Annotated in this window: 33 protein-coding genes; 17 read left to right on the top strand and 16 right to left on the bottom strand. The window is 60.3% G+C overall.

What is annotated here, in order from left to right:
* Positions 1-58: 58 nt before the first annotated feature.
* The 5 genes from NKK51_RS18465 to NKK51_RS18445 all read right to left on the bottom strand — a co-directional run bounded on the left by NKK51_RS18465 (position 59) and on the right by NKK51_RS18445 (position 5,384).
* On the bottom strand, positions 59-1,489 hold the full coding sequence (locus tag NKK51_RS18465) for an FAD-binding oxidoreductase (protein ID WP_352554209.1): 1,431 nt from the start codon (positions 1,487-1,489) through the stop codon (positions 59-61).
* Positions 1,490-1,521: 32 nt separating this feature from the next.
* Positions 1,522-2,286, bottom strand: coding sequence for an amino acid ABC transporter ATP-binding protein (locus NKK51_RS18460; protein ID WP_128303174.1), 765 nt, complete (start codon positions 2,284-2,286; stop codon positions 1,522-1,524).
* Positions 2,287-2,296: 10 nt separating this feature from the next.
* Positions 2,297-3,385 carry an amino acid ABC transporter permease gene (locus tag NKK51_RS18455; protein WP_352554208.1) on the bottom strand — a complete coding sequence of 363 codons (1,089 nt, stop codon included), beginning with the start codon at positions 3,383-3,385 and terminating at the stop codon, positions 2,297-2,299.
* Positions 3,386-3,388: 3 nt separating this feature from the next.
* A complete protein-coding gene (locus NKK51_RS18450; protein ID WP_127290670.1) occupies positions 3,389-4,552 on the bottom strand; it encodes an ABC transporter permease subunit in 1,164 nt (387 codons plus the stop codon).
* Between the two features lie 82 nt (positions 4,553-4,634).
* Complete coding sequence (locus tag NKK51_RS18445) at positions 4,635-5,384, bottom strand: type 2 periplasmic-binding domain-containing protein (protein ID WP_352554207.1); 750 nt, start codon at positions 5,382-5,384, stop codon at positions 4,635-4,637.
* On the opposite strand from NKK51_RS18445, the gene NKK51_RS18440 reads away from it, so the two are divergent.
* Positions 5,356-5,676, top strand: coding sequence for a hypothetical protein (locus NKK51_RS18440; RefSeq protein ID WP_352554206.1), 321 nt, complete (start codon positions 5,356-5,358; stop codon positions 5,674-5,676). The two genes, NKK51_RS18445 and NKK51_RS18440, sit on opposite strands and share 29 nt — an antisense overlap.
* Positions 5,677-5,743: 67 nt before the next feature.
* Here the strand turns inward: NKK51_RS18440 and NKK51_RS18435 are convergent, their stop codons facing one another.
* The 3 genes from NKK51_RS18435 to NKK51_RS18425 all read right to left on the bottom strand — a co-directional run bounded on the left by NKK51_RS18435 (position 5,744) and on the right by NKK51_RS18425 (position 8,261).
* Positions 5,744-6,694 carry a LysR substrate-binding domain-containing protein gene (locus tag NKK51_RS18435; RefSeq protein WP_352554205.1) on the bottom strand — a complete coding sequence of 317 codons (951 nt, stop codon included), beginning with the start codon at positions 6,692-6,694 and terminating at the stop codon, positions 5,744-5,746.
* Positions 6,695-6,789: 95 nt separating this feature from the next.
* Positions 6,790-7,539, bottom strand: coding sequence for an SDR family NAD(P)-dependent oxidoreductase (locus NKK51_RS18430; RefSeq protein WP_127271850.1), 750 nt, complete (start codon positions 7,537-7,539; stop codon positions 6,790-6,792).
* An 11-nt stretch (positions 7,540-7,550) separates the two neighbouring features.
* Positions 7,551-8,261, bottom strand: a complete 711-nt coding sequence (locus NKK51_RS18425; protein ID WP_127290674.1) for an SDR family oxidoreductase — start codon at positions 8,259-8,261, stop codon at positions 7,551-7,553.
* Here NKK51_RS18425 and NKK51_RS18420 point away from each other — a divergent pair.
* A complete protein-coding gene (locus NKK51_RS18420) occupies positions 8,245-8,508 on the top strand; it encodes a hypothetical protein (protein ID WP_128303176.1) in 264 nt (87 codons plus the stop codon). The two genes, NKK51_RS18425 and NKK51_RS18420, sit on opposite strands and share 17 nt — an antisense overlap.
* Before the next feature lie 43 nt (positions 8,509-8,551).
* Here the strand turns inward: NKK51_RS18420 and NKK51_RS18415 are convergent, their stop codons facing one another.
* From NKK51_RS18415 to NKK51_RS18395, 5 genes are read right to left on the bottom strand one after another with little or no spacing between them, the layout of a single operon-like run.
* Positions 8,552-9,340, bottom strand: coding sequence for a FadR/GntR family transcriptional regulator (locus tag NKK51_RS18415; RefSeq protein WP_032908872.1), 789 nt, complete (start codon positions 9,338-9,340; stop codon positions 8,552-8,554).
* A 50-nt stretch (positions 9,341-9,390) separates the two neighbouring features.
* Positions 9,391-9,738 carry a RidA family protein gene (locus NKK51_RS18410; protein ID WP_023810158.1) on the bottom strand — a complete coding sequence of 116 codons (348 nt, stop codon included), beginning with the start codon at positions 9,736-9,738 and terminating at the stop codon, positions 9,391-9,393.
* Positions 9,739-9,769: 31 nt separating this feature from the next.
* Entirely contained in the window at positions 9,770-10,576 is an 807-nt protein-coding gene (locus NKK51_RS18405) for an SDR family NAD(P)-dependent oxidoreductase (protein WP_352554204.1), read from the bottom strand.
* A complete protein-coding gene (locus tag NKK51_RS18400) occupies positions 10,569-11,381 on the bottom strand; it encodes a shikimate dehydrogenase family protein (protein ID WP_352554203.1) in 813 nt (270 codons plus the stop codon). The genes NKK51_RS18405 and NKK51_RS18400 overlap by 8 nt, the downstream gene beginning before the upstream one ends.
* A 5-nt stretch (positions 11,382-11,386) precedes the next feature.
* The gene (locus NKK51_RS18395) at positions 11,387-12,277 is read right to left on the bottom strand and encodes a 2-hydroxy-3-oxopropionate reductase (protein WP_352554202.1); all 891 of its coding nucleotides are present in this window, start codon (positions 12,275-12,277) and stop codon (positions 11,387-11,389) included.
* Between the two features lie 110 nt (positions 12,278-12,387).
* Here NKK51_RS18395 and NKK51_RS18390 point away from each other — a divergent pair, with 110 nt between their 5' ends.
* Together NKK51_RS18390 and NKK51_RS18385 are read left to right on the top strand one after the other, a co-directional pair.
* Positions 12,388-13,152, top strand: a complete 765-nt coding sequence (locus NKK51_RS18390) for an HpcH/HpaI aldolase family protein (protein ID WP_352554201.1) — start codon at positions 12,388-12,390, stop codon at positions 13,150-13,152.
* 15 nt (positions 13,153-13,167) lie between these two features.
* Positions 13,168-14,385: an NAD(P)/FAD-dependent oxidoreductase gene (locus tag NKK51_RS18385; protein WP_352554200.1), complete on the top strand. Its 1,218-nt coding sequence runs from the start codon at positions 13,168-13,170 to the stop codon at positions 14,383-14,385.
* Positions 14,386-14,472: 87 nt separating this feature from the next.
* On the opposite strand, the gene NKK51_RS18380 is transcribed toward NKK51_RS18385, so the two are convergent.
* The gene (locus NKK51_RS18380) at positions 14,473-14,757 is read right to left on the bottom strand and encodes an alcohol dehydrogenase catalytic domain-containing protein (protein WP_352554199.1); all 285 of its coding nucleotides are present in this window, start codon (positions 14,755-14,757) and stop codon (positions 14,473-14,475) included.
* Positions 14,758-15,040: 283 nt separating this feature from the next.
* Between NKK51_RS18380 and NKK51_RS18375 the strand changes: the two genes are divergently transcribed.
* The 12 genes from NKK51_RS18375 (at position 15,041) to NKK51_RS18320 (ending at position 24,246) form a co-directional block, all read left to right on the top strand.
* Positions 15,041-16,252 (top strand): tyrosine-type recombinase/integrase, encoded by a 1,212-nt coding sequence (locus NKK51_RS18375; protein WP_352554198.1) that lies wholly within the window; start codon positions 15,041-15,043, stop codon positions 16,250-16,252.
* Between the two features lie 4 nt (positions 16,253-16,256).
* Positions 16,257-17,303, top strand: coding sequence for a hypothetical protein (locus tag NKK51_RS18370; protein ID WP_352554197.1), 1,047 nt, complete (start codon positions 16,257-16,259; stop codon positions 17,301-17,303).
* Between the two features lie 87 nt (positions 17,304-17,390).
* On the top strand, positions 17,391-17,612 hold the full coding sequence (locus NKK51_RS18365; RefSeq protein WP_352554196.1) for a helix-turn-helix transcriptional regulator: 222 nt from the start codon (positions 17,391-17,393) through the stop codon (positions 17,610-17,612).
* 44 nt (positions 17,613-17,656) lie between these two features.
* Positions 17,657-18,514 carry a hypothetical protein gene (locus NKK51_RS18360; protein WP_352554195.1) on the top strand — a complete coding sequence of 286 codons (858 nt, stop codon included), beginning with the start codon at positions 17,657-17,659 and terminating at the stop codon, positions 18,512-18,514.
* Positions 18,495-19,352: a hypothetical protein gene (locus NKK51_RS18355; RefSeq protein ID WP_352554194.1), complete on the top strand. Its 858-nt coding sequence runs from the start codon at positions 18,495-18,497 to the stop codon at positions 19,350-19,352. Before NKK51_RS18360 ends, NKK51_RS18355 begins: the two co-directional genes overlap by 20 nt.
* A gap of 377 nt (positions 19,353-19,729) precedes the next feature.
* On the top strand, positions 19,730-20,206 hold the full coding sequence (locus NKK51_RS18350; RefSeq protein ID WP_352554193.1) for a hypothetical protein: 477 nt from the start codon (positions 19,730-19,732) through the stop codon (positions 20,204-20,206).
* 186 nt (positions 20,207-20,392) lie between these two features.
* Positions 20,393-20,911: a hypothetical protein gene (locus NKK51_RS18345; protein WP_352554192.1), complete on the top strand. Its 519-nt coding sequence runs from the start codon at positions 20,393-20,395 to the stop codon at positions 20,909-20,911.
* A 171-nt stretch (positions 20,912-21,082) separates the two neighbouring features.
* On the top strand, positions 21,083-21,598 hold the full coding sequence (locus NKK51_RS18340) for a hypothetical protein (RefSeq protein ID WP_352554191.1): 516 nt from the start codon (positions 21,083-21,085) through the stop codon (positions 21,596-21,598).
* A gap of 140 nt (positions 21,599-21,738) precedes the next feature.
* Positions 21,739-22,224 carry a hypothetical protein gene (locus tag NKK51_RS18335; protein ID WP_352554190.1) on the top strand — a complete coding sequence of 162 codons (486 nt, stop codon included), beginning with the start codon at positions 21,739-21,741 and terminating at the stop codon, positions 22,222-22,224.
* A gap of 206 nt (positions 22,225-22,430) precedes the next feature.
* Complete coding sequence (locus tag NKK51_RS18330; protein ID WP_352554189.1) at positions 22,431-22,697, top strand: hypothetical protein; 267 nt, start codon at positions 22,431-22,433, stop codon at positions 22,695-22,697.
* A 482-nt stretch (positions 22,698-23,179) separates the two neighbouring features.
* Complete coding sequence (locus NKK51_RS18325) at positions 23,180-23,806, top strand: hypothetical protein (RefSeq protein ID WP_352554188.1); 627 nt, start codon at positions 23,180-23,182, stop codon at positions 23,804-23,806.
* A gap of 185 nt (positions 23,807-23,991) precedes the next feature.
* Positions 23,992-24,246, top strand: a complete 255-nt coding sequence (locus tag NKK51_RS18320; RefSeq protein WP_352554187.1) for a DUF3768 domain-containing protein — start codon at positions 23,992-23,994, stop codon at positions 24,244-24,246.
* 44 nt (positions 24,247-24,290) lie between these two features.
* Here NKK51_RS18320 and NKK51_RS18315 read toward each other — a convergent pair whose 3' ends face one another.
* On the bottom strand, positions 24,291-24,557 hold the full coding sequence (locus NKK51_RS18315) for a helix-turn-helix domain-containing protein (protein ID WP_352554186.1): 267 nt from the start codon (positions 24,555-24,557) through the stop codon (positions 24,291-24,293).
* 81 nt (positions 24,558-24,638) lie between these two features.
* Positions 24,639-24,965, bottom strand: coding sequence for a hypothetical protein (locus NKK51_RS18310; protein WP_352554185.1), 327 nt, complete (start codon positions 24,963-24,965; stop codon positions 24,639-24,641).
* 63 nt (positions 24,966-25,028) lie between these two features.
* On the opposite strand from NKK51_RS18310, the gene NKK51_RS18305 reads away from it, so the two are divergent.
* Positions 25,029-25,559: a hypothetical protein gene (locus NKK51_RS18305; RefSeq protein ID WP_352554184.1), complete on the top strand. Its 531-nt coding sequence runs from the start codon at positions 25,029-25,031 to the stop codon at positions 25,557-25,559.
* Positions 25,560-25,914 lie beyond the last annotated feature (355 nt).

Genomic DNA, 25,914 nt, shown 5'->3' with positions numbered 1-25,914 from the left:
CCTGCCTTCGGTTCATAGGTGCACGCAGGCGGTTCGGGGCGAAATCAAGAAATGCCGTCTATTCGAAAGTTTTTCTTTGCCGAGCAGCGTGCACCAGCACGCCCGGATTCATCGTTCCCCGTGGATCGAATGCATCCTTGAGCCGCGCCATGAGTTCGCGCTCCAACGGACTGCGGTTTCGGTCGGCCGTGGCGACCTTGGCGCGGCCAAGTCCATGCTCGGCCGCGAAACTGCCGCCCATTTCCGTGGCAAGCGACGATAGCGCCTCGGCGAACCGCTCGGCCTTGCCGTCAAAGCCGGCGCGGCCTTCCGGCGGCGACAGATTGTAGTGGATGTTGCCGTCGCCGAGATGCCCGAATGGGTTTATCCGCACGCCGGGAAGAATGTCGTCGCAGATCTCTGCGCCGGCCTCGACGAAACGGGCGATAGCGCCCGGAGGCACCGAGATGTCGTGCTTCAGCTGCTCGCCTTCCAGCCTCTGTCCTTCCGGTTGCTCCTCTCGCAGCCGCCAGAATTGTGCGCGATGCGCGCCCGTCGCCGCCAATGCTCCGTCCAGCACCAGGCCTTGCTCCATCCCCCACTCCAGCGCCGAAGCCAGTATCTCGTCGAGCGGAACACGGGGGGCGCCCGATGCCAGTTCGACCAGCACATAGACCTCGCCGCGTGCCTCCAACTGGTAGGCTAGGTCGGGCAGGTGTTTGAGGGCCAGTCCCAGCCCGATGTCGGAGAAGAACTCGAGGCCGGTCAGGAATTCCCCCGCCTCGCCCCGCAGAAAGGTGCCGAACGAAACCGCCGCGGCGAAATCGGGCATGACGACAAGCGCGCTCGCCTGCCGCCGCGGCATCGGGTAGAGCCGCAGGATCGCGCGCGTCACGATGCCAAGCGTTCCTTCCGCGCCGCAATAGAGCTTGCGCAACTGGTAGCCGGCATTGTCCTTCTGCACCGCGCGCAGCCCGTTCCATATCGCCCCGTCAGGGGTCACGACCTCCAGGCCAAGCACGAGGTCTTGCATCATGCCATACCGGAATGCCTGGCTGCCGCCGGCATTGGTGCCGACCAGGCCGCCGATCCTGGCGCTGCCTTCCGCGCCGAGATGCATCGGAAACATCAGGCCGTGCGGTTCCAGCGCCTCGTGCAGCGCGGCAAGCACGGCCCCCGCCTCGATGAGGATCGAGCCGCTGTCCAAGTCCGGTTTGCCGATCGCCGTCATGCGCGAAAGCGAAACGATCACTGCATCCGGCCGATCGGCGACGGCGCCGCCGCAAAGCCCGGTGTTGCCGCCTTGCGGCACGACCGCCAGTCCGGCCGTGTGGCATGCCTTTACGACACTGGCCACTTCGGAGGTGTCCGCAGGCCTGGCCACGCCCAGAGCCGCGACGCCGTAGCGATCGAGCCAATCGCGCTGATAGGGCCTGGCATCGCTGCCCGAAAGCCAGCCTTTCGGTCCGAGCATCTCGCGCAAGGCGGTGACGGGATCAGTCACGGACATGGCTGCGGCCTGACGCGGGATCGTTGCATCGATCAGTGACCAAGCACTTGCGACAGGAACTGCCGCGTGCGCTCGTTGCGGGAAGAGGTGAAGAATTCATCGGGAGGCGCCTGTTCGACGATCTCGCCTCCATCCATGAAAATCACCCGGTCGGCAACCCGGCGCGCAAAACCCATCTCATGCGTGACGCAGATCATTGTCATGCCTTCGGAGGCGAGCGTGACTATGACGTCGAGCACTTCCGCGATCATTTCCGGGTCGAGCGCAGAGGTCGGCTCATCGAACAGCATGATCTCGGGCTGCATGCAAAGGGCACGCGCTATCGCGACCCGCTGTTGCTGGCCACCGGACAACTGACCGGGATACTTCATCGCCTGTTCGGGAATGCGTACCTTCTCCAGATAGCGCCGGGCGGTCGCCTCGGCATCCGCGCGCGGCACCTTGCGCACGATCATGGGCGCGAGCATGCAGTTCTCCAGCACCGTCATGTGTGGAAACAGGTTGAAGTGCTGGAACACCATGCCGACTTCCCGCCTGATCCCGTCGATGTTGCCGACATCGTCGTTGAGCTCGGTGCCGAGCACGGTGATCCGGCCGCCATTGTGCTGCTCCAGACGGTTGATGCAGCGGATCATGGTGGACTTGCCGGAGCCGGACGGGCCGCAGACGACGATCCTCTCGCCGCGATCCACGGACAAGCTCACCTTTCGCAGCGCCTGGAATGTCCCGTAATATTTGTCGAGATTTTCGATCAGCACCGCGGGGCCGCTGGATCGGGGCGAGCTTCCTGAAATCACGTAAACGCCCCTATCGTTCGCCGACCGACATACGGCGCTCGAGAAAAGCGCCATAGCGGGACAGGCTGAACACGAAGATGAAGTAGATGAAGGCGATGAAGGCGATGAAGGCATAGACCTCGACGTAGGCGAAGCGCCACTCGCCAGTGCCGTAGGCGGCATTGCCGGAGGCCAGGATCTCGAAGAAGCCGACGATGATCACCAGCGAGGTTTCCTTGAACGAGATCACGAACTGGTTGATCGTCGCCGGCAGCGCATTGCGCATGGCCTGCGGTAGAAGAATGCGGCCGACGCGCTGCCAATAGCGCATGCCAAGCGCCATGGCTGCCTCTTCTTGCCCACTGGGAACGCCCTGCATCCCACCTCTGACGATCTCCGCCTGGTAGGCGGAAAAAAACAGGGCCGAGCCCAGGATCACCCGGTACAGCTTGTCGCCCACCAGCCATTGCGGCAGTGCGAACGGCAGCACGATGGCGAAGGTGAACAGGATCGAGATCAGAGGCAATGAACGCACCCCGTCGATGATGAGGCCGGTGGTGCGGGAAATCCATGGCAGGCCGGAGCGGCGCAGCAGCGCCAGGCAGATTGCCAGCGGGAAGCCGATCAGGCAGGTGGTCACGAAGATGAACAGGGTCAGCGCCAGTCCGCCCCAGGCCTCCTCGCCGACATAGGGCAGACCAAGCACGCCGCCCTTCATCAGTACGTAGAAAAGCGCCGTTCCGGCTCCCCATACGAGTGCGATGCGGCGACCCGTCCAGAAGGCCGGAATGCAACTTAGCACCGTCATGACCACGACGGTCAGGCAAGCCAGGGCCGACCGCCACTGCTCGTCATAGGGATAGAGGCCGAACAGGATGATGCGCCATCGCGCGGCAATGACCGACCAGCAGGCTCCCGCCGCCGCCTGACAGGCTTCGGGTCCGCCGCTCGTCGTGAAGACGGCCGAGAAAACCGCCCAATTCAGGAGCTTCCAGACCAGGAAGACCATGATCGCCAGGGAAGCCAGCGACAGCAATGCCTGCAGGGGTGTCGCAAAGAAGCGCCGCCTCAGATCCTCGATCTTTCCAAGGGCAGGAGGGGCGACAACGACCATTTCCATCCCTCACCCCCTCAACTGGTTGCCCTTGAGGGCGATTGCTTTGTTGATGCGGTTGAAGATGGCGGCGAGGCTGAGGTTGATGGCGAGGAAGCCAGCCATCAGGATGCCGATCGCTTCGATTGTCTGGCCGGAATGGTTGATCGTCAGCGCCACGATCATGAAGAAATCCGTGAAGCCCACCGCGATCCCCATTGTGGTCGCCTTCATCAGCCAGACATACTGGTTGGCGAGGATTGGCAGCATGGCGCGTAGTGCCAGCGGCAGCCGTACCAGCATGAAGACCCGCCACGGGCCGAGGCCCAGGGAAAGAGCCGCCTCGACCTGGCCCTTGCCGACAGCCTTGAACCCGCCGCGCACGATCTCGGCGATGTAGGAGCCGCCATAGATGGCGATCGCGATGGCCAGTGTCGCAAATTCCGGCGGAATGCGCAGGCCGCCTCTCAGATTGAGACCTTGCAGCGCCGGGAAATCGAGCAGCGGCAAGTCGGCCAGGCGGCCGGCCACCAGAACGACGGCCGCGCAGGCAAGTGCCGCCGCCGCGCCGGCAAGCTGGATGCCGCCACGCTGGCCGACCGGCAGGCTGAGGCGCGATGTCCTGCCCAGCCAGATCGGCAGCGCGATGGCTGCAATCACAGCCAATGTCGCCGCAGCGAGCGCGGCGCTGCTGACATTGGGGAACGGAATGTAAAGCCCCCGGCTGGTGAGGAGAAAGCCCCATCCCTCATGCGCGGCGCGCGGCGTCGGCAGATGGGTGATGACGGCATACCAGAAAAAAACCTGGAGGATCAGCGGGATGTTTCGGAAGATGTCCACATAGGTGCGGCCGAGCAGCCGGGCCAATTCGTTCGAGGATGTCCGCGCCAGGCCGACGATCGTTCCCACGATCGTCGCCAGCGTCAGGCCGACGGTTCCCAGAAACAGCGTATTGATGATCCCGATGAGGAAGTACCACCAATAAGGATCGTTCGCCGTGGCGGGCAGCAGCGAGAAGTTCAGGTCCCAGCCCGTCGACTTGAACAGGAAGTCGAATCCGGAGGTGATCCCCTGCGCCGCCAGGTTCTGTCTGGCGATCGCAATGCCGGCAAGCACCATCGCGGCGATCGAGCCGACATACAGGACCTGCAACAGTGCGTTGCGGACTTTTTGATTTCTCAGCAGGCTGACCATTCAGAAATCCTTCCCGAATTGCCGCGCGGTCCCGCCCGGTGGGAGCCGGGCGGGACCTGGAGTGGGATGCGTTCAGAACGGATCAATCGACAACCAGCGGGAACAGGACACCGCCATTGTTCCACAAATTGGTCAGTTCGCGATCCATCTTGTAGGGCGAGTCCTTGCCGAGATCGCGATCGAAGATTTCGCCGTAGTTGCCGACGTTCTTGATCACCTTGTAGGCCCAGTCGTCGGAGAGCCCGAGACCTTTGCCCATGCCTGGCGTGACGCCGAGGAATTTGGCGACCTGCGGTGAGGTCGGCTTGGCCTTTATCTCGTCGACGTTCTTCGAGGTGATACCTTCCTGCTCGGCAAAGATCAGCGTGCTCAGCGTCCAGTTGGCGATGTCGACCCAGTTGTCGTCGCCTTGCCGCATGATCATGACTTCAGGCTCGACGGCGAGCACGTCGGGCAGGATGACGTGGTCGTCGACCTTGCTCTTGGCGATGCGCGCAATGGCCAGTGTCGGACCCCACTGCGCATAAAGATCGCAGCGTCCCGAGAAATAGGCCTGATCGAGCTCCTCGGTCTTCTCGATGAGCACCGGTTCGAGCTTGATGCCGAGCTTGGCCGTATAGGCAGCGACCTGCTGTTCCTGCGAGGTGCCGGCGGGAATGCAGATCGTGCCGCCTGCGGCATCCTTGAGCGACTTGAGGTTCAGCTCCTTGTGCGCCATCACCTTGGTGGTCCCGAGATAGTAGGACATGGAGAACTGCAGCCCAAGTTCGGTGTCGCGGCTGAGCGTGCCGCCCGAGGCCTTGATGATGATGTCGACATCGCCGGACTGCAAGGCCGGCCAGCGCTGGGCCCAGCTGATCGGAACGACCTTCAGCTTCGCCCGGGTCGCCGAACACGGCCGCGGCTACCGCCTTGCAGAGATCGATGTCCATGCCCTTCCAGTTGCCCTTGTCGTCCACCTCGGCGAAGCCGAGATAGGAGCCGTCATGGCCGGTGCAGTTCAGCATGCCGCGTGCCTTGACGGTTTCGAGCGTCTTGCCGCCGGCGCCGCAAAATGTACGAGGCCAAGGGCCAGGGCCGAAGCCCCCCATTTCATCATTTTCATGTTCCGTCTCCACTGTTGAGGTTGTTTGGTTTCTTGTTGTTGGAGGCCCGAAAAGCGTCTTTCAGGCCTCGGTCTCGAAGCCGCTTCTAGTCGGAAAGCGGGGCCGGTTTCGGTAACGAGGAAATCGTGAGGTCGCCGCGCCAGTCCTGCTGAGCCAGCCATCGGTGAAGTGCGGCGACCGCCTTCACACGCAGATGTCCGCGCGGGACGACAAGATAGAAGCCCGGGACTTCCTCCGGCTTCATATCGGCAATGGCATCGCGGCCGATCGGCGCGACCAGCGTGCCCGCCCGTAAATCTTCCTCGGCATCGATGACGGAAACCAAGCCCACACCTATGCCTTGCAAGGTCGCCCGGCGCATGGTCGCGGCGTCGTCGAAGCTGATGCTGCGGTCGCCATCCGTCAGTTCCACGCCAAGGTGGCGCAATATGTCCGGCCACAGACGCTTCGACTTGACGGTGTCGAGCAACGTGAACTGTGTCAGATCATGCGCCGACTTGATCCTTTCGCCGATCGCGGGCGTGCAGCAGATGATCTTCGGATCCGGCACCAGCAACGTGGTTTCATAGCCGGACCAGTTGCCGTAGCCCCACTGGACCGTCATATCGATATCGTCGCGCCCGAAATCGGGCAGGTCGACCATCGTCGTCAGGCGCAGATCCGCGCCCGGCAAGATTTCCCGGAACAACGAAAGCCGCGGCAGGAGATAGTGCGTGGCGAAGTATGGGCTTGCATTCAGGTTGATGCGGTCCCGATAGTTCGACTTGGTGACGCGGCGAACGCCTTCGGCAAACTCGTTGAAGCCGGCTTTGACATAGTGCGACAGAAGAATGGCCGACTCGGTCAGTTCGATCGACCGGCCCTTACGCTCGAACAGCGTTACCTGGAGCGTATCCTCCAGAAGCTTGATCTGCTGTCCGACGGCCTGCGGCGTGACCAGCAATTCATCCGCCGCCTGCCGAAAGCTCTTGTGCTGCGCGACCGCGTGGAACACGCGCAGAGCATTCAGCGAGGGAAGGCGCAGCTTGCCGGTCATCGAAAATCCCGTTCCTTTCCCTGCTTGTGGCCGGTCGGTCATGCACTGCCTCGGTCATGCACTGCCAGAGTTCAGTCGCCTGCGGCGAAAGAGGCTCAGGCGTATATGTAACCACCTGAAACAATTACGTTTTCACCGGTCATGTAAGTGTTCTTGGGGCTGCCCGTCATCAGCACCCATTCGGCAATTTCCTTTGGCTCGGCACCGCGGCCGAGCGGGCTCGCCTTGGCCAGTTCCTCCAGGAAGCCGAGCGCTTTTGCCTTCTCCGTCGCCATGCCGGCCGGCGCCACCGAATTCACCAGAATGCCGTCCTTCGCCACGTGATGGGCAAAGGATCGGGTAAGGCTGACGACGGCGGCCTTGGTCGCCGCATAATGAGCGTTCTGCGGATGCGCCTTGAAGGCGTCGACCGAGGTCAGGTTCACGATCCGCCCGCGGACGTGGCTCTTCGGCTCCTGCGATTGCATGTGGCGAACCGCCGCCACCATCATGTGGTAGGTGCCCTTGATGTTGATGCCGTTGGAGGCATCCCAGTCGGCGTCGGTGATTTCGAGGAGCGGGCGGCGAGGGTAGATCGCGGCGCAATTGATCAGCGTGTCGACGCGCCCGAGTTTCGAAACGATCGCCTCGAATGCGGCGTGGCACTGTGGGCCTACCTGGATGTCGCAAAGGGCGGTCGCGGTAGGCAGTCCGCTGGCCTTCGCGGTCGCCAGCGCGGACTCGGCGGCTTCCTGGTTGATGTCGATGATGCCGATCTTTGCCGCCCCGGCCTCGACAGCCATCTCGGCTAAGAGGGCACCGAGGCCGGCACCACCGCCAACGATCAGAACGGAAAGATCTTTCATCCCAGTTTTCCTTACTTGGTACCGCTTGGCGAGGTTGGCCAAGTCGGCATGATGTCGAAACGGGTAACGTCGGCCCATGCGGGAAGCCCAAGCACAGCGACGACCATCCTGGCCACGTCATCCGGTTGCACCACTTTGCTGGCGTACATGGCTGCGCGCGCGTTGGCGTCGAGGATGTCCTGGTAGAGCTGCGTCTCGACACGGCCGGCAACGATCTCGGTGACGCGTACGCCTGATGGGGAGAGGTCGGCGCGCAGCGCTGCTGCAAAGCCTGATATCGCCGCCTTGGTCGCTGAATAGACGGCAATGTTGGAGTATGCCGCGTGGCCCGCTGTGGAGCCGGTGAACAATACATGCCCGGACTGCCGCTCGCGCATTTGCGGGACGACGAGGCGCGTGAGCAGGATTGCCGCGCTGAGGTTCACCTCGAGCGTGGTGTCGATGTCAGCGATCTTCATATCGGCGAAGTTGCCGAGCGGCGGCATGACCCCGGCATTGTTGATCAGCACGTCGATGGTGAGATCCGCCAGGGCCGCTTCCAGGGCCTCGCGGTCGGTGACGTCGACGGCAATCGGCACGATGCCGGACCGCTGTGCCTGCAGCTCCTTGAGCGCGGCCTGGCTGCGTCCGACCGCATAGACGTCGTAGCCGGCGTCGCTCAGCGCGATCGCTATGGCCCGCCCTATGCCGCTCGTCGCACCGGTGATGAAGGCTGTCGTCACGTGGACTTTCCTGATTGTCTGTTTTCAGTTTGCGGCCCGGGCCGATGCCGCGAAACCAAGAAAACCAGCAAAAAGGAAAGATAAACTTTCGAAAATTTCGAACGCCTCCAAAATCCCTTGGGGTGTTGGTTTAACCGCAGCAGCCGAAAACCCAGGGAAACGCTGGCAAGCTGGCGCCTTCAACCCTTGGGAAACCCGCGCAGCCGGTGACGGAACAAAAAACACGGCTTTCGCAACGGATGTCTAATTTTCGGCTCAGGCGCGCCGATGCGATCGAATTCGCCGAGGCCTCATCCGCCTGTCGAGACAGGCCTTTTCATGTCGGTGAAAAGTGAGGCCGCCGCCGCCTTCTGCTCGGCTTCGATTGCCTCCACGCCAGAGGCTCGGGCCAGGGCGCGCACCCGCCCGAGGCTGTTGTGCAGGTGCTTGCGCATGGCCTGGCGGGCGGCGCGGCCATCCTGCCTTTCGATGGCGTCGACGATCGTCTTATGTTCGCTGTGTATGCGCGCGTAGTAGCTGTCCTTGAGTTCGGGCGTGACCAGATAGCCGAGCTGGAAGCGCGGCACGATCATCGGCCCGAGATAGCCTAGGAAACCGTGGATGAATTCATTTCGTGCCGCCTTGGCGATCGCCAGGTGGAAATCATAGTCGTAGTGGATCTGGACGACGGCGGGATCGGCCTGCTGGGCGTCGACCTGTTCCATCAAGGTGCGGATCACGCTGGCTTCCGCATCGGTGCGCCGTTCCGCGCACAATCCCGCCGACTCCACCTCGACGCTCAACCTCAGCTCGAGCAGCGCAATGGTTTCCGGCAAGGTCCTGAGCGCTTCGTCCGGTATCGAGAAGTTGCGCGGCGCCGGCGTCTCGCTGACGAACATGCCGCGCCCCTGCTGCGGCACCACCAGGCCTTCGGAACGTAGTCGCGCCACAGCTTCCCGCACCACCGTGCGGCTGACATCGTACTCGGCGCAAAGCTCCGCCTCTGTCGGCAATTGCGCGCCGGGCAGCAGCTGTCCGGAACGGATCTTCTCGGACAGGCTCTCCGCCACGACGGTGGAAAGCGGCTTGCGCTTCGTCATCAGTCTCCCTCTCGCCAGATTCGGGATGATGCCCGAACCGGCAGGACCATTCAAACCGCCGCGGTGACGATCAGTTCGACCAGCATTCCGGGCTTCGCCATCCGTCCTTCGCCCGATGAGCGCGCCGGTGCGTGCTCCCCGGGCATCCAGGCGTCCCACACCGCGTTGACTTCGTCGAAATCCCTGATGTCGTCCAGCCACATCTGCACATGAAGGATGCGGGTCTTGTCCGTGCCCGCCTTGCCAAGCAGCGCATCGATCTTGCCGAGCACCTCGCGCATCTGGTCGGCCGCGGACTGGCCGGGCCTCGCGACCTGGCCGGTGAGGTAGAGCGTGCCGTTATGGATGACGCCGTGGTGGATGCGGGTATCGAAGTCGAAGCGCTGGATGTCGCTCACTGGCCGGATATTGCTCACTGGATTATCCTTGTCAGATAGCCGGCGTTTGCCGGATGGGATTTCCCTGCAGATATTGTGCGTAAGGCGCCTGAACCAGCCAGCCGGCGTCGACCGGCAAGGTGACGCCGGTAATCGAAGCGGCGCGCTCCGAGCAGAGGAACAATGCCGCCTCGGCGACATCGCGCGGCTCGACGAAGCGTCGCAGTGCCGTGGTGGCCTGTATGGCTTCGGGGTTGCGTTCACCCATGGCGATCTTGGTCTTCAAACCATCGGAAAGTGTATAGCCGGGCGCGACCGCATTGACGCGAACGCCATGCGGGCCGAGTTCGGCGGCGAGGATCTGGGTCAGGGCCAGGACCGCATGCTTTCCCGGCGTGTAGGCCGGCAGCGACAGCGGCGCGAAAGAGGCGAGCGAGCCGACATTCAGGATCGCGCCTCGCCGGGCGGCCGACATCAGCCGGCCAAACACCTGGCACCCCAACAGCGTGCCGCGATAATTCACCCGCCACATCTTCTCGTCCTCGTCCAGATCCTGATCAAGGACGTACTTGCCGCTCTGCAAGATGCCGGCGCAGTTGACGACGACGTGAGGCGTGCCGAACCCGTCGCTGACAATCCGTGCCAGAGCCTCGACTGAGCCGCTATCTGCGACATCTGTCTGGACAAACAGCGCACGCGGCGCGCCTGCCGCCTGGCAGGAGCCGGCCGCCTCATTGCCCCTCGTCGCATCCCGGCCGGAGACGACCACATGATAACCGTCTTCGGCGAAGCGCTGCGCGATAGCGCGTCCGATGCCGGACGTGCCGCCGATGACGACGGCAGTCGGTGTCTCAGCCATGGCCACGGTCCTTGCTTTCGATGTCGAAGAATTCGGACATCGCCCGGACCTGGAAATCCATCATCGGGCGTCCCGGTTGAACGCGGCAGCCGACCCCCTTGGCCGCCCGCAGCAGAGCGGTTTCCGCAGGCTCCATGATAATGTCCACGACCGTCATATCCGGGGTCAGCCGGCTGACGTCAAGCGGCAGCGGATCGCCGGCATGCATGCCGACAGGTGTGGCGTTGATCGCCATATGCATGCCGGAAGGCTCGGCCTCTCCGACCTGGATGCGGCATTTCGGGAACGCGCGGCCAACCAGCGCCGCCAGTTTCCCGGCACGCGCCGTATCGATGTCGGTAAGGCGGATTTCGTCGGCGCCGGCTTCCGCGAGACAATAGGCTAGCGAGGCACCGGCGCCACCGGCACCTACTTGAAGAATGCGGCGGCCGGCGATCTGATGTCCGTTTGCCTTGAGCGCATCGATGAAGCCGACGCCGTCGAAATTGTCGGCATACCAGCTGCCATCCGGCAGCCGTCGCACCGAGTTGGCGCTTTCAACCCGCGCGGCGCGGTCATGCGCGGCGGAGCATTTGTGGTAGACCGCAACCTTGTACGGCACCGAAATGATCACGCCCCTGATATTCTCGGCTGCCGTGATGCCGGCCCAGAAGGTCTCGAAATCCTCCGGGCGGCAGCTCAAGGGCACCATGAGGCTGTCGAGGCCCTTCTGCTCGAAGATCTCGTTGAATATGCCGGGGCTCTTGGCATGGGCCACGGGATGGGCCAGCATCACGAAGATCTCGGCCTTGCCGGTTCCGCGCATCGGTTTTACTCCTTTTCTTTTGACAGTTCGTGGCCGCTCAGGATCTCCAGCGCCCGGACGAGAGACGAGTGATCGGCCTCGGCGCCGCCTGGATGGCCTGAACAGGCATTCATCAGTTGCTGCGCCATGGCGGTGTTCGGCAACGCCACGCCAAGGACGCGGGCACTGTCAAGCGCCAGGTTGAGATCCTTCTGGTGGAGCTTGATGCGGAAGCCTGGGGCGAAGGTCCGGTCGATCATGCGCTGGCCATGCACTTCCAGGACGCGTGAAGCGGCGAAGCCACCCATCAGGGCGCCGCGCACCTTCGTCGGGTCGCACCCGGCCTTGCTGGCGAAGACAAGCGCTTCGGCCACGGCCTCGATGGTGAGCGCGACGATGATCTGGTTGGCGATCTTGCAGGTCTGCCCGGCGCCATTCTGCTCGCCGATCGAAGTGACGTTCTTGCCGAGTGTCTCAAAGATCGGCAGCGCCCGCTCGAACTCGGCGGCCGGGCCGCCGACCATGATGGTGAGGCTTGCCGCCTTGGCGCCGACCTCGCCGCCCGAGACCGGGGCGTCGAGGTAGCCGGCTCCCTTCTCTCGCAGTTTCGCCGCGAACGCCGCCGTGGCGATGGGGCTGATCGAGCTCATGTCGACGACCAGCTTGCCGGCTGACAGTCCTTCCAGGACGCCGTCCTCGCCCAACAGGACGCGTTCGACGTCAGGCGTGTCGGGCAGCATGGTGATGATGATCTCGGACCGCCGTGCCACTTCGGCGGCGGACGCGACGACCGATGCGGTCAGGCCCTGCGGTAGAGGGGAGCGATTGAGAACGGTGACGATTTCATGCCCGGCATCGGCCAGGTGGCGCGCCATCGGTGCTCCCATGACGCCAAGCCCGATGAACCCGATCCTCATTCTCCAGCTCCCATTCGAAAGTCCGTACATCGCATCTTGCAGCGTTTTGTAGCCATATGATATAGGACATCATACAAATTTCAATCCAGATGATTGGAGATGATGGCAAGATGCAAGAACGCCTCAACACGCTGAAAGCTGCCACAGCGGCTGGCCAGGCTCACATCGGCATCTGGTGCTCGCTGGCTTCGGCGCTCACCACGGAGATCGTCGCCGGCTCCGGAGCCGATTGGGTGCTGATCGACGGCGAGCACAGCCCCAACCATCTGCGCAGCATCATGGCGCAGCTTCAGGTGATGGGCGGCTTCGACAGCGAGGCTGTCGTCAGGCTGCCCTCCGACGATCCCAATCTGATCAAGCAGGCGCTGGATATCGGCGCACGCAGCCTGATGATCCCCAATGTACGGACCGCCGATCAGGCCCGCGCCATCGTCGCGGCCATGACCTATGCGCCCGGCGGATTTCGCGGCTTCTCGGTCGGTCACCGCGCCAACGCCTTCGGCCGCATCGCCGGCTACCACGCTAAGGCGCGTGAGCAGCAGCTTCTCGCCGTGCAGATTGAGGATGAATTGGGCGTGGCGAATGCCGCCGAGATCGCGGCGGTCGACGGCGTCGACGTTCTCTTCGTCGGTCCCGGCGATCTTTCCACCAATATGGGCGCGATGGGCAATCCCAGCGCGGCACATGTCCAGGAGGCAATCTCGTCCGTGCGTCAGGCCGCAACGGCGGCAGGCAAGGCAAGCGGCATCCTGGCGCCGGCGAGGGCCGATGCCGACCGCTACCTTGCCGAAGGCTTCACCATGGTTGCCGTCGGTTCGGACCTTGGCCTTCTTGCGCGGGGCTCGGATGCCCTGATCGCTTTGTTCAACCAGTAGCTTGGAGTCGGAGCCATGGCGATCCCGCCTTACAAAGCGCCATCGCGCAACGCCTACGACATCGTCATCGTCGGCGGAGCGGTTGTCGGCTCGTCCACGGCCTACTGGCTGAGCCAGGCGCTGGGCAGCGGTGCATCGATCCTCGTGGTCGAGCGCGATAGCAGTTACGAGTTTTCATCGACAGCGCTGTCCACCAGCGCGATCCGGCAGCAATATTCCAATCCGATCAATGTGAAGATCAGCCAGTTCGGCATCGAGGTCATCCGCACCTTCCAGGAGCGCATGGCACCCTTCTACAAGGACGAGCCGGCGCCCGATCTCGGCTTTCGTGAGCACGGCTATCTCTACTGCTGCTCCCCGGACGGCGTCGAAGCGGCCCGCGAGCGCGTCGACCTGCAGCGAAGTCTCGGGGCTCACACTGTCTTCCTCGAGCCAGGCCCGCTGAAGGATCGCTTTCCCTGGCTCAACGTGGATGATCTCGGCGGCGGTTCCTGGGGGGCCCGGGAAGAGGGCTGGTTCGATTCCATGGGGCTGATGAACGGTTTCCGCCGAGCCGCCCGCGCCAGCGGTGTCGAGTATATCGATAATGCCGTGACGGAGCTTGGCATCGCCAACGGGCGGGTCATCTCAGTGCGCCTCGCGACCGGCCAGACGATCGCCTGCGGAACATTGGTCAACGCCGCGGGTCCGCGCGCGCAACAGGTCGCAGCCATGGCCGGCCTGTCGATCCCGGTCGCGCCGTACAAGCGCTACAGCTTCGTCTTCGCCAGCGCCAATCCGATCCCTGGCCGGATGCCTAACGTCATCGACCTTTCCGGTACATTCGTGCGCCCGGAAGGCGAGCTTTTTCTCACCGGCAACACCCCGCAGGGCGACGGGCCGGCCGGCTACGACGACTTCGAAATGCAGTATGAAGAGTTCGACGAATATATCTGGCCGGCGCTCTGGCATCGCGTCCCGGCCTTCGATGCCCTCAAGGTCCAGACCAGTTGGACCGGCCACTACGAGTACAACATGCTCGACCACAACGGCATCGTCGGCTTCCACCCGCAGGTAACCAATTTCATGTTTGCCAACGGCTTTTCGGGGCACGGGCTGCAACAGTCGCCAGCCGTGGGCCGGGGAGTTTCAGAACTCATCGTTCACGGGGCTTTCCAGACGCTCGATCTGTCGCCGTTCTGTTACGAGCGCATAGAGCGCAACGAGCCGTTCCTCGAGGAAGCGGTGATCTAGGGCGAGATGATCGACCGTTTTGCTGCCATTCTCCGGTATTCGGCCCTGTTCAGAATATGACAGCACCGGGGCAACACTATCACACCTTCAGCACAAGCGCCCTGGTTGTCCTCCTGGCCTCGAGATCGCGATGAGCGTCGGCAGCCTGCGCCAGTAGGCACCGACCGGCGGGCATGCATAGGCAATGCGGTCGCCGACTGAAAAGCCTGAAACCTCCGGGCCGGCCGCTGCGATGAGACCGGCGGCTTCCATGCCCGGAACGCCTGGCGGCTGCAGGAGGTCGAAATAGCCGGTCCTGCAATAGACGTCGATGAAATTGACCCCAATGATTGTGTGACGGATCTGGACCTCGCCACGCGATGGCGGCGCCAAGCCGATCTCCGCAAGCTGCAGAACGTCGGGTCCTCCGTGGCGCTCGACGAGGATTGCCTTGGTCCGTGTGCCCTGGGCGCCGGCTCCAGGCAACTCCGGCTGGGGTGCAAATTGGCGGAGAGAGCGCCCGCCAACGCGGTGGTCAGAGACGTCCAATGACGTCCACTTTTGCAATCAAAACAAACGGTTATGACGTTTCGGCTGTCCAGCGATGTCGATTGAGGTTCAAACAAATCCGTAGTACGTTGTGGGGCGAAATGTGGGGTAGGTTCAAGAATCGTCGATGAAGCGCCAGGGTCAGCATCCGGAAAAACAACTTAGCGCTCTCCAGCTCAAGCAGAAGCTTTCTCCCGGCAGATACACCGATGGAAATGGGCTTTATCTGATTGTTGACGCTTCAGGCGCCAAGCGTTGGATACTTCGGGTGGTCGTCCAAGGACGCCGGCGGGACATAGGGTTGGGAGGCGTCTCGCTTGTCGGTTTGGCGGAGGCCAGAGAAACAGCCGGCTCCCTTAGGAAGATTGCCAGGGAGGGTGGTGACCCGCTCACGGCTCGCCGTGAAGGCCGCAAGGTCATTCCCACTTTTGCGACAGCCGCTGAAATCGTCCACGCGGAGCATGAGGTTAGCTGGAAAAACCCAAAGCACGCCCAGCAGTGGATCAACACCCTCAAGCAGTACGCCTTTCCTATGATAGGCGACTACCGGATTGACAGCATCAACACGCCGGCCGTGTTGCGGGTTTTGTCGCCCATATGGTTGAAGAAGCCAGAAACGGCCCGACGCGTTCGACAGCGGATCGGAACGATCATGGACTGGGCGAAAGCCGCGGGTTATCGAACTGGTGACAACCCTATTGACGGAATAGCCAAGGGACTTCCGAAACAGGGAGACGGAAAGAAGCATTTCGCAACCATCCCGTCTTCCGAGGTCGCGGCTTTCATCAAGGCTCTCAGGAATACGAACAGCGGCCCAATGGCCAAGTGGGGGTTTGAGTTCTTGATCCTCACCGCCGCTAGGACAAGCGAGGTCCTACAGGCCAGGTGGTCTGAGATCGATTTTGGCGCCAAGCTATGGACGGTGCCCGCAGAACGAATGAAGGCAAAGCGAGAGCAGCGCGTACCCTTGTCAGATCGTTGCGTGGAGATTTTAGAATCTGCGCTGAATATCTCGGGCGATGCCAAATTTGTCTTCACCGGTGCCGCCGGCGACCGGCCTTTGTCGAATATGGTTTTCCTAGCGATCCTTAAGCGCATGGAAATTGAGTCAACAGCGCATGGCTTTCGATCATCTTTTAGAGATTGGGCCGCAGAGGAAACTAGCTTCCCGCGCGAGGTTGCCGAGATGGCGCTGGCGCATACAATCGCCAATAAGGTTGAGGCGGCCTACCGGCGAGGCGATCTCTTGGAAAAACGACGCGAAATGATGCAAGCTTGGGCGGACTTTGTCGCGGGTTCTGAGCGAACGGTCCCTTCGGCTAAGGGCAGTCAGGAATAGCACAATGGGCAAACACTCTGAGGTCGACTTCCTTTTGGATCTGCGCTTTCCAAAATATACAACGCGCATAAGGGAGCGAGTGCTCAAGGCGATGAAGGCGGCCAAAAAGCCAGACGTCAGCGACGAAGTTGTAGATCTGGTTCGTGCAGAGTTACCTTTTAGGTCTACCTCGATGTGGGCAGATCCCCAAGAACGTGCGGAAGCATTGGCCTCTCTGTCGAAACAGTTTTGCTCGCTAAGCCTGGATGAACGTAAGCGCGAACGCTGGCGGCGCTATATCGACGATGCCTGCGGGTATGAAGGCGACCTGCTCTCAATGGACGATGATCAGTTGCTTGAGATCGCAAACGGCAAGCGACGCGAGATGGCTGCCAACGCGAGGGCCGAGGCTGTAGCGCGCGCGTTGGAGTTAGACCGGTGGGCGTTCTTTTCGCAGCCTGCCGCCGATGCTGACTTCCGGCATTGGCTGGCGATGCCGTCTTGGTCTGCTGATGAGGCTGTGGCGCTGTCGTTAGGAAAGGATCCGCGCATAGTTTCCTCAGCGACTCTTGCAAGAGCTCGTAAGTCAGTTTTTCGGCAAGATTATGAGATGAGGATGGAGCAGTTCCGCAGAGCAATTTTGCTGGGTGACCTCACGGAGGCTATTCGACCATCGGACCTGTCCGGATTAGGAAAACGTCTCGGTATGAACCTACCTCACGAAATAGCGTCGCTGCACTACTCGGAGGGCGAGCTCCTGAAAGTCGAGATATCGATGCTGAACGAAAAGATCAGGGAGCTACTGGCAGAAAACGCGCGGCTTAAGAATTCTGATGACTTTGATAGGATTCCTACTCGATCGAAGAGGAGCCTATTAAAAATACTTCTGGGTATAGCCATCAAAAAGTACCGCTATCGTCCTGGTCACAGATCTGGAGCTGCGCAAAAAATTGCTGGAGATTTATTAGAGTTTGAAGGATTGAAACTCGAGGAAGATGCCATAAACAGTTGGCTTACAACAGCTGTTGATGAGCTAGAGTACAGCGCTAGGGCAGAGCCATCGACCTCCTAACCGGAATTCGGGTTAGTTAAACCGAATTCGTCCTGACAGGATTTCCGAAGTTTATGTGTCTCGCCGCAACCAACCGCGGAGAGAAGAATGAACTTCGTCAATGGGCGGCTTGTTCGCCTCAAATCCATTATCGGCCCGAACGGCCTTGTGCCGATGAGCAGGTCCAATTGGTACGCCAAGGTGGCTGCCGGGCGCGCGCCAGAGTCAGTGAAGTACGGTCGCTTGAGCTACTGGCGGCTCGGTGAGATCGAACTGTTTCTAGAAAACCCTGATGCGTTTTATCAGGCTAAGACGGGGGGTGCCGAATGATCCCCCGTCACATTGCGGATGATCACAATGGGCCTCGGAGGCTCGTGCTGATCGCTTCAGGAGCGTCCAAAGCGGATACCCAAAACTTCGGTTCATCCGAAGTTGCCATTGCTAAGACGGCAGTCGAGCCTGGTCGGACTTCGCCGAGCGCGGTGCTCGACCGACCAGCACTGATGCGTGCCGTCGATGTGTGTTTGGATGCGGACGCTCACCAGCTTTTCTTCGGTTCATGGCGTGACAAGCTCGTGGCTTTGATCCCCGCCTATTGCCTGCTGTTGGCCGTCGCGAAGGACGGGGAAGAAGCGATGCCCGCAATTATGCACCATCCTTATATTGCGAGCCTGAAACGCCGTCCGTCAGCAAACAATCCGGCACTTTTTGCTGTGCGCCTGATCACAAAGCCGCAGCGGGAGGACGATCACAAGGTTGCGTCGGACTATGCGGCAATGCTGCTTCATGCGCTGCATGAAGGGATTGAATCAGAAGACTTCGCGGAATGGGCCAGCACGAAGACGTTGCGCGGGTGCCGTAAAGCGGCCGCTACCTCTCGTCGCGAAGCGAGGGTCGAAGCGGCGAGCCCAACCACCTCGAACGCTCATGTAGAAAGCCGCGAGCGACTTGTTGCAGCCCGCGATTGTGAGGACGGGCTCGACGACCGTTGTGACGATCAGGGGCATATCGAGCCGGCCATCGTTTCGAACGCGGATGACGACGAGCGGGACCTTGCGCCAAGGGTGAACTGGGAGGATTCCGACTGCATCATTGTCTGCAATGGGACGCTCGGACGGGGTAGCTTCAGGATGCCCTTGGATAACGATCTCCCCCTGCCTACTCTTCTCCGTCGCCTGGCGGATTGGTTCGAACGTCGAGAAGCTCGTTCCGATGAGCATGACAATGCGTAAGCGGCCCGAGAGATTTGACGCTCAGGCCGCACGAGATGCTGAGGCGTTGCGCCGTTTGAAGGTGCAGAAGGTACTCACTGAGGAGGAGCTGGCGCGCCTTCAGCAAGCGCGCTTGGCCAGGTTTGCCCGCGGTGGCGTCGACGAAAAGAAGTGGAAGCATCTGAAGCGCTGTCGCGGTTCTGAATGTCCTCATTCATCCTGCTCGGCTGCGTGTATTTTCGGCGAGCGCAAGGAATTGAACCGCGTGGTGCGGCAGACCAGGCGACTGTTGAAGAGTTCGCCTGCACTGCTGCACTTCGTCACGATCGTGGACCCGACCTACTTCCTCCAACCTGGCCAGTTGCACGAGCTGTCGGTCGATGGCCTGTTCCAGAGCCTACGTCGTCGGTTGCGTGACGCTCCCGATAACTGGAAGGCGGCTCGTGTCATCGGTGCGGTGGACATTGCCTACGATCGTGACGCGGATAAGCGGGAATGGTGGGCTCCTCACCTGCATCTAGCGATCGCCGTTGAGGCCGATGCGAAGGAGGTGCGACGCGTGTTGAAGCCTCGTCGGCCCGCCCCTCCAGATATGGTCGGTCGGAAATTTCGACCGGTAAAGGTCAAGCCGATCACATCGCTTGCCAACGCCATCGGGTACAGCGTGAAGCCGACGGTAGATGGACGCGAAGCGATCTGGGACCGGCGAGGAAATACCGATCGCCGGCCTTTCAAGGTGCCCGAAGCTGCGCAGCTCGAACACGATACTTGGATGCTTAGGATGCGACCGCGGGAGCGATCATTTTTGAGCGGAATGATGGTGCTTCGAGGCAAGGTTGTGGCGAGGAAAAAGGGATAGCCACCGGCGTTTTGAAGTGTTCACGGGAATTGGAAATGCGGAATTCGAAGGGGGCTGTTGCAGTACATATACCATACTACCCGCCAACTACCCCTTTGCAGTACATATACCATACTACCCGCCAACTACCCCTTTGCACCCACCAACTACCTCGCCTTCATCAACAACTCACCCATCGCCCCTTTTTGAAGTGTTCATCGATAGGTCAGCCATCGCCCCTTTGATTACCGCCAATATCCAGTGAGGCCCTCGCTCACTTCTGCCCGGCCTCATCGAAATTCCTCATCACCACCACCGAAATCGCTCAGCCGGAATCCAATTCCACCGGCCAGTAAAGCGCTGTGCGCGCAAATTCCAAGCGCAACAAGGAGAACACCATGGATAATATGCATAACGAAGCTCAGATCATCTTTCGAACAGGCCCTCTCGCCCTGGTCGAGTTTCTGCTGGATCGGTGGGATCAGAACTGGCCCTCGTTGACGGTGTCGGATACCTACGTGGGCTTATTCCGGACGCTGGTTCAGGATATAACGGACTCGAACGCCTTCGACTCCGCGCTACGCCCGAGAGACGATGCTTTGATAGGCATCCCCGACAACGTCGACCCTCGCACGATGTCGCTTGGATCGCTGTTCATCCACGGCGCGATCATGGCTCTCAGCATTCAGAACCGCGGCTATGTCGAACCGGACCGTTTGATCAGTCTGTTGCTTGAGCTGCTCGAACTGAAGCCGCAGTTTCGTGTCGAGCGCCATTACGAGCGCGTCCGTTTCATTAGCCGTCAGCCTTTCCCGATAGCGGACGGCCTGAGCTTGGACTTCGATGTTCGCGTCCCGAAAGCCCGCTTTTTCTAGAGCGAGGGGCGGGCTCAGGATCACCACCCGGCCGGTTGCTAGCAATGACCAGCTATCGCCTTCACCTAACCACACATGCCGGCAGACGAAATGTAGAGCGCTCGGCTCCGAGCAAACCAACCACCATCACTCACCAGAACGGATGAACCGGCGTGCCGCCGGATCCCCAATGCTCAAGGAGACCCCATGGCAAAGCACAACATTCCCGACGAGATAGCGGCCACCGGAAAGCAGTCCTTAAAGGTCATCAGCACCCAGCCCAGACTTTTTGATTGGTTGGGAGAAGAGGTTAAAAATTCGAAGCCGCAGGTAATGATGCCGAAAGGTTGGGTCGATCAATTCGATGAGATTGTGATGGCGGTTGGTGAAACCGGCTGGTGGCACTTCGACGGATCCAAGGATGACTTCCTTGAAGCACTTACTGACCGTGTGAACCAGTCGGAGTCCCTAGTTTCCTGCAGCAAAAACATCCAAAAACTTATTGGTGACATGGCAGCTTGCCCAGTCGATGTCCGGAAGAAAAGCGAGCTTCGGATTCATTGTCTCTTCGCGCTCATTTACCTCCTCGGACACCGCGGCGACGACAAGGTCGAGTACTGGCAAGACAAAATTGGATTGCACGCCAAATCACGCAAAGCCTTCGAACGCCACCGCAGCGTCAAGATCGATGTTTCTCTCAAGCCCAAGAGGTTCGTTCCGCGCTGAACTGTGAGGACGCGTGATGACAACTTCAGCTTCGAGCGAGGCCGAGCGGAAGGTTCGTCCGCAGCCCCGTTGAACTGAGCTAGTCGTTCGCAACGCGTCCAACTCGCGAATTCCAATTTCCGATGTCGGTAAAGCGCTTTGCGCATCAGAAATCCATGAAAGGAATACCTAATGCCAACAACCTGCTGCAAAAGGCAGATCCGCAAGATCACCGATCAAGTCGAACTTATCGATTGGCTGGTCGAGCAGGTGAAAACGCACGAGCCAAGGATGATCAGCGGCGGTGAAGTTGCCTGCTTCGATTCAATCGCGCAGGAATTCAGATACGGCTGGTTCAGAAAACCCCCTTGGGGTGATTACCTTTCTGCTGTTTTCGACACTATCACTACCCAGAATCGCAAGGTGCGCTGTTCGCCCCTCGTCGTTGGGCTCTCGGCCGAGGCTTTAGCCCGGGTGATCGACAGGCAGGGCGCTGGTGCGGAGGACTTTATTGCGCTCTTGCTGCGGTCGTTGCGGCTGCAGAAGCGCATTGTTGCCACGGAGCGCGACGGCGAAATCAGGTTCAGAAGTACGAAGAGATTTCGGGAACACTACGGCTTCCGCTGTGAAGTTACAGTCAAGCACGGCCAGTACACCGAGCTCTACAGGAAAGAGGTCGGCGAACCGCCACCCTCACACTGGGGATGATCGTCGCGAAGCCGAGTTGCTCGGCTAGACCGGCACCTCCCTCAACTCGGCAGCCAATTCCGAAGACCGCTACACACTGCGCTCCCAGTCTTCGACTGACGCAGAGAAGGATGTCGGCAACGTCAACAAAGGAGACCAAAATGGTAACTACTGATCGACCTCGCCTGATTTTGCGACTCGATCCATTTCTCAGCTGGCTTGAAAGCTGCATGCTGCATCGAGAGCCACAGATCCAAGTGACTGAACAAGCCGTGACCTATTTTCAGGCGCTGATGAGGGGCGCGCGGGCTTACGGCTACGTACCCGGATCGGGTCGTGCTGAGTTGCTGCAGCATGTATCGGACGGATTTATCAGTCGGGGCAAGCCTGCTTCCTGCCACTACGGGTTGAACTGGCTGTTGGTGGACGTATTCGGCGAGTTGCTGCTGGAAGACGAACCTCACATCGAGCTGCACGAGTTTTGTCGTTTTCTAGTCGCAGCACTTGAGCTGAAAATCAACGTGAAGGATCTCGGCAAGAAGGGCGTCCGATTTCAGTCGTGCGTCGAGTTTGACGGTGCGGAAGGGGTAGCCATCGACCTCACGATACCTAACAAACTCAGGGAGCCCATCGATCCTGTCTATTAGGGGCATCCTCGTGAGCAGCGGTCGGACTGGTGGCAAGGTGACGGCTGCCACGTTCGTCCGGTCCCTAACGTCAATGCTCGGGCTTGCTAACGAGGTCACTATTAGGGAACGCGAGGTCGGGCTTGAGGTCGTCAGCACAAGCCTCCTTGTCGATCACGGTTTCCGCATCGCTTTGAAAGCGACTTCCACAAGCAAGGAGAATTGAGATGCCAAACTCTAGACGCGTCACGCCAGCGCTGCGCAAAATCACCGAGCGCAACGATCTGATTGACCTACTTGTACAGGAGGTTAAGTCGTCTCCACCCCAGATCGATGTGCCGGACGGCTTTATTGAGGTGTTCGATGTGACAATGGACGAATTCCGGATCAATGGGTGTCATGTTGACCTCGGCAATCAATGGTCAGAAAACCTGGCAAATTCATTCGGCGTCCTCGCGAACAGCTCGAAGATGGTAAGGGCTGCCCTTGTGTGAAATGGATTCCTGCCATGATCCTTGCTCGCGTGATGCAACAAGGTTGGGACGTTGGAGCTGACTACTTATTCGTTGTGCTGATCAGGGCTCTGTCCCTGCAGACCGAGTTACGCATTACCGAAACGAAGAAGCATCTCCGGATAAGAAGTAGAAAGAAATTCGAGTCTGCGCATCACGCTGTCGTTGACGTTCGGGTGCCAAATTGCGGGGGTCGTGAGGCCGTCGAACACGAGGTGATCTGATAGCTATTCGATCCCGCCGATGCGATCCCGCGAATGCCGGACCCCCGGATCCGTATTGACAAATAGGAATATAATCCTGTATGCTGATGATGCAAGCTGCGTCGGCTTTCGCGGCTGGGCCAGACCTAACAGGAGATGAAAAATGACCTTTGAGCAGCGACCGAAAACGCCTTGGCGGCCGCATGAAAATCACTTCGAAGGGGGCCTTCTGGCCCCCTTCGCTTTTCTGAGGGCGGGAGAATGAATGTCGCCTCCGAAACCACCCGGTCACTGATCGTCTTTGGGAGGGATGATGCTCGCAAGGCCCACGCGTCAGTGTTCCTGCTACCGGATGTCGAAGCAGCGGAAGGTGCGGCCAGGCTGATGGGGATGCATTCGCATCGTGTCGAACCCGGCGAAGCGACCGATATCGTCATGCGGCTACCAGCGGGCAAACTATTCGACAGCGGCAAGGCCTTCGTGCCATTCGTGAAGGGGGAGCTTTACACCCGCATCGTGACCCTTGCGGGCGTCGCTGACGAGCCTCGGCCCCACTCGGCCGGTGCGAATGACCACGACAGCCCCGAAAACGCTTCAGCGGGCTCGCCTGAGGCAGTGGCGGGCCATGCCGATGAGGGCCAAGGGGGCGGTTCAGGCGATGGCGGCGGCGATGGCGGTTCGCCCGACCTTTGGGCTCGGTTGGCTGTTGGCGATGTCGTGCTGGCATCGGAAGGACCCGATGAGGGATATTTCGAAGCCCGGATCATGAAGACGAAAGCCAAGGGCATTTTCACGCTGAAATTCAGGGATTACCCGGAAGCCCCGCAGGTCGACCGCAGCTACTACCAGCTCGGCCTGATCCACCCCCGCGAGCTGGCGAAGAAATAAGCGGCCTTGCAAACGGGCCGGGTTCGTCCCGGCCCACCACCCTCAATCACTCATCAATTCGAAGGAACCACCTCATGACATGCTCAACAGAGCGCGTCGGTCGGCTATCGGCAGCTGATCGAACCGCGCGCACTCGGGCCTTAAACGACCTACTGCGCCAGACCGGCGCTGGGGGCCGCATCGTGATGACCGCCGGTGTCGCTGCACTGCCTGCCCAAGAGATCGGCGCCATCCTACTGGCCATCGCCAACTTCGACGCGTTCAACGAGGACAACGATCCCTATGACACCCACGACTGCGCTCTGCTGTACGTCGGCGATCGGCAACTGCTGTGGAAAATCGACTACTACGACCGGGCGCTGGCGAACCTTTCGCCAGATGCCTCCGACCCAGCCGTCACCATTCGCGTAATGACCGTCATGCTGCCGGAGGAATACTGATGCCCTCCGCTGCACAGGGCACAGGGGTACATTCGTCAGCCCCTTTAGGCTTGCTTCGGCTTTCTGCCGGACGACAACGGCATAGGCTGCCGAGCCCCTTTGGCAGGCTCGACCAAAAGAGCTGCGGCGGGCACACCAAGGACAATTGCCAAGGCATCCAACGTATCGATGGTTACATTCTCCGAACCGCGCTCGATGCGGCCAACGTAAGATCGATCAATCTCCGCCGCCAATGCCAGCCGCTCTTGCGACAAACCTTGCTCAGCTCGCAGCTTGCGGAGATTCCAACCAATGATCTTGCGCACATTCATTGTGGGCAAGAAAGCAATATAAACGGCTTGACAATCGACGGACTGGCAGTCCCCTATTCCTTGTGGGGATTGCTTCAGGTTCTAAGCAAACCGGTTTCGAAGCTTCAGGGGGATTGATATGAAAATTGCAGTTGGAATTATCGGAATTCTGCTTGGGATGATTTCGATGCTGCAGTCCTGCGCGGTCGCGACGGGCGGAAGCATCGCGGCCAACCATGATCTAGCGGGCGCTGGGTCTGTTGGCTTGTTGGTCGGTTTGCTGTTCTTTGTCGGCGGCGCCTTTGCCTTCGGCCTGCCGCTTGTCTCGGCGATCATTTTCGTCGTCGGCAGCCTGTTTGCATTCATCGCCGCCAGCGCCTTCACCGACATGAAGATTTGGGCCATCGCCGACCTGATCTTGGCCGCCATAGCATTCTTCGCATGGAGGAGCGGTCGGGCAAGCAGGATCAAAACGTCGGAAGGAGCGTCGAAATGACAGTGCTCCTGCGCGGCTTGATTGCACTCATTGCAACTCTTCCCATGCTGGCAGTCTCGGCACATGCCCAAAGTGCGCAGGACTATCTGACCCAGCAGGCAACGATGTCCTACGCCATGGAATGTTGGTTCCGCGGCAGCCAGATTTTGGGTGTTCCGTCGACCAATGGCCGGGATGATGAGGAAGGGTGGCAGTTTGCTGCCGATGCCGACGGCAATCTCTACGTCAACGGCACTCGCGCGCAACCCGGTCCAAAAAAGGTGACTATTGAGGAGAACGGCATCGGAGTGAATTCAGTCATCAATGTCATGATGGCCTACGTGCAAGCTAGAGCTGTGGGGCAACCTCCCGAACTAGCAGCAGCCGGAATATCCATGTTCATCTCGGTCATGAGCAATCGGCCGCACGAACGGTTTGCGGTCTTCGACTTCAATAACATGAAGGTCTCGTTCGCCGATTGGGACAAGCTCAACAAGGCGTTTAACGGAGGTCTCGATATTCAATGCTCCGAGCAAGGCGGTGAATGAGCAGGTCCAATCAAGGCGCCACTGCCGAGCAAATAGCCTCAGACACCAATCAATCGATAGCCAGTTGCGTAGCTGCCTATTACCCGTGCTCGATGCCGATCACTGCTTGACGAACCCGACCGCAGACTTAGCTAGCGACGGCATGACTTCTCACAGATACACCTCAGGAAGGAGCCCGACGAAACCTGCTCCTGGCCAGATGAAAAAGACCACGGAAGGCTGTTGACCTGCCGTTGGGACTTTCCTGTCCCAGGTTGATGCATAGCGGTCGATTCTTAGATTGTCGCCGCTATGTTATCGCCGCCCGCAAGCTGTGCCATGTTGGTTCACCCTAGTGGCACCTGTTTTGCATCGC

The sequence above is a fragment of the Mesorhizobium sp. M0011 genome, from assembly GCF_040324155.1.
Taxonomy (GTDB): Bacteria; Pseudomonadota; Alphaproteobacteria; order Rhizobiales; family Rhizobiaceae; genus Mesorhizobium.
The sequence above is the reverse complement of the archived record's forward strand: the minus strand, read 5'-3'. Positions and strand labels throughout refer to the sequence as shown.

Excerpts from the sequence above, each read along its gene's own strand:
- NKK51_RS18465 (WP_352554209.1), bottom strand. The coding sequence starts at position 1,489 with ATGTCCGTGACTGATCCCGTCACCGCCTTGCGCGAGATGCTCGGACCG.
- NKK51_RS18335 (WP_352554190.1), top strand. The coding sequence starts at position 21,739 with ATGGTAACTACTGATCGACCTCGCCTGATTTTGCGACTCGATCCATTT.
- NKK51_RS18395 (WP_352554202.1), bottom strand. The coding sequence starts at position 12,277 with ATGAGGATCGGGTTCATCGGGCTTGGCGTCATGGGAGCACCGATGGCG.
- NKK51_RS18355 (WP_352554194.1), top strand. The coding sequence starts at position 18,495 with ATGAGCATGACAATGCGTAAGCGGCCCGAGAGATTTGACGCTCAGGCC.
- NKK51_RS18430 (WP_127271850.1), bottom strand. The coding sequence starts at position 7,539 with ATGAAAGATCTTTCCGTTCTGATCGTTGGCGGTGGTGCCGGCCTCGGT.
- NKK51_RS18350 (WP_352554193.1), top strand. The coding sequence starts at position 19,730 with ATGGATAATATGCATAACGAAGCTCAGATCATCTTTCGAACAGGCCCT.
- NKK51_RS18325 (WP_352554188.1), top strand. The coding sequence starts at position 23,180 with ATGAATGTCGCCTCCGAAACCACCCGGTCACTGATCGTCTTTGGGAGG.
- NKK51_RS18440 (WP_352554206.1), top strand. The coding sequence starts at position 5,356 with ATGATGATGTCGACATCGCCGGACTGCAAGGCCGGCCAGCGCTGGGCC.
- NKK51_RS18455 (WP_352554208.1), bottom strand. The coding sequence starts at position 3,385 with ATGGAAATGGTCGTTGTCGCCCCTCCTGCCCTTGGAAAGATCGAGGAT.
- NKK51_RS18320 (WP_352554187.1), top strand. The coding sequence starts at position 23,992 with ATGACCGCCGGTGTCGCTGCACTGCCTGCCCAAGAGATCGGCGCCATC.
- NKK51_RS18375 (WP_352554198.1), top strand. The coding sequence starts at position 15,041 with ATGAAGCGCCAGGGTCAGCATCCGGAAAAACAACTTAGCGCTCTCCAG.
- NKK51_RS18340 (WP_352554191.1), top strand. The coding sequence starts at position 21,083 with ATGCCAACAACCTGCTGCAAAAGGCAGATCCGCAAGATCACCGATCAA.
- NKK51_RS18345 (WP_352554192.1), top strand. The coding sequence starts at position 20,393 with ATGGCAAAGCACAACATTCCCGACGAGATAGCGGCCACCGGAAAGCAG.
- NKK51_RS18365 (WP_352554196.1), top strand. The coding sequence starts at position 17,391 with ATGAACTTCGTCAATGGGCGGCTTGTTCGCCTCAAATCCATTATCGGC.
- NKK51_RS18305 (WP_352554184.1), top strand. The coding sequence starts at position 25,029 with ATGACAGTGCTCCTGCGCGGCTTGATTGCACTCATTGCAACTCTTCCC.
- NKK51_RS18330 (WP_352554189.1), top strand. The coding sequence starts at position 22,431 with ATGCCAAACTCTAGACGCGTCACGCCAGCGCTGCGCAAAATCACCGAG.
- NKK51_RS18385 (WP_352554200.1), top strand. The coding sequence starts at position 13,168 with ATGGCGATCCCGCCTTACAAAGCGCCATCGCGCAACGCCTACGACATC.
- NKK51_RS18370 (WP_352554197.1), top strand. The coding sequence starts at position 16,257 with ATGGGCAAACACTCTGAGGTCGACTTCCTTTTGGATCTGCGCTTTCCA.
- NKK51_RS18420 (WP_128303176.1), top strand. The coding sequence starts at position 8,245 with ATGAAGGCTGTCGTCACGTGGACTTTCCTGATTGTCTGTTTTCAGTTT.
- NKK51_RS18435 (WP_352554205.1), bottom strand. The coding sequence starts at position 6,694 with ATGACCGGCAAGCTGCGCCTTCCCTCGCTGAATGCTCTGCGCGTGTTC.
- NKK51_RS18315 (WP_352554186.1), bottom strand. The coding sequence starts at position 24,557 with ATGAATGTGCGCAAGATCATTGGTTGGAATCTCCGCAAGCTGCGAGCT.
- NKK51_RS18390 (WP_352554201.1), top strand. The coding sequence starts at position 12,388 with ATGCAAGAACGCCTCAACACGCTGAAAGCTGCCACAGCGGCTGGCCAG.
- NKK51_RS18310 (WP_352554185.1), bottom strand. The coding sequence starts at position 24,965 with ATGGCGGCCAAGATCAGGTCGGCGATGGCCCAAATCTTCATGTCGGTG.
- NKK51_RS18400 (WP_352554203.1), bottom strand. The coding sequence starts at position 11,381 with ATGCGCGGAACCGGCAAGGCCGAGATCTTCGTGATGCTGGCCCATCCC.
- NKK51_RS18405 (WP_352554204.1), bottom strand. The coding sequence starts at position 10,576 with ATGGCTGAGACACCGACTGCCGTCGTCATCGGCGGCACGTCCGGCATC.
- NKK51_RS18415 (WP_032908872.1), bottom strand. The coding sequence starts at position 9,340 with ATGACGAAGCGCAAGCCGCTTTCCACCGTCGTGGCGGAGAGCCTGTCC.
- NKK51_RS18450 (WP_127290670.1), bottom strand. The coding sequence starts at position 4,552 with ATGGTCAGCCTGCTGAGAAATCAAAAAGTCCGCAACGCACTGTTGCAG.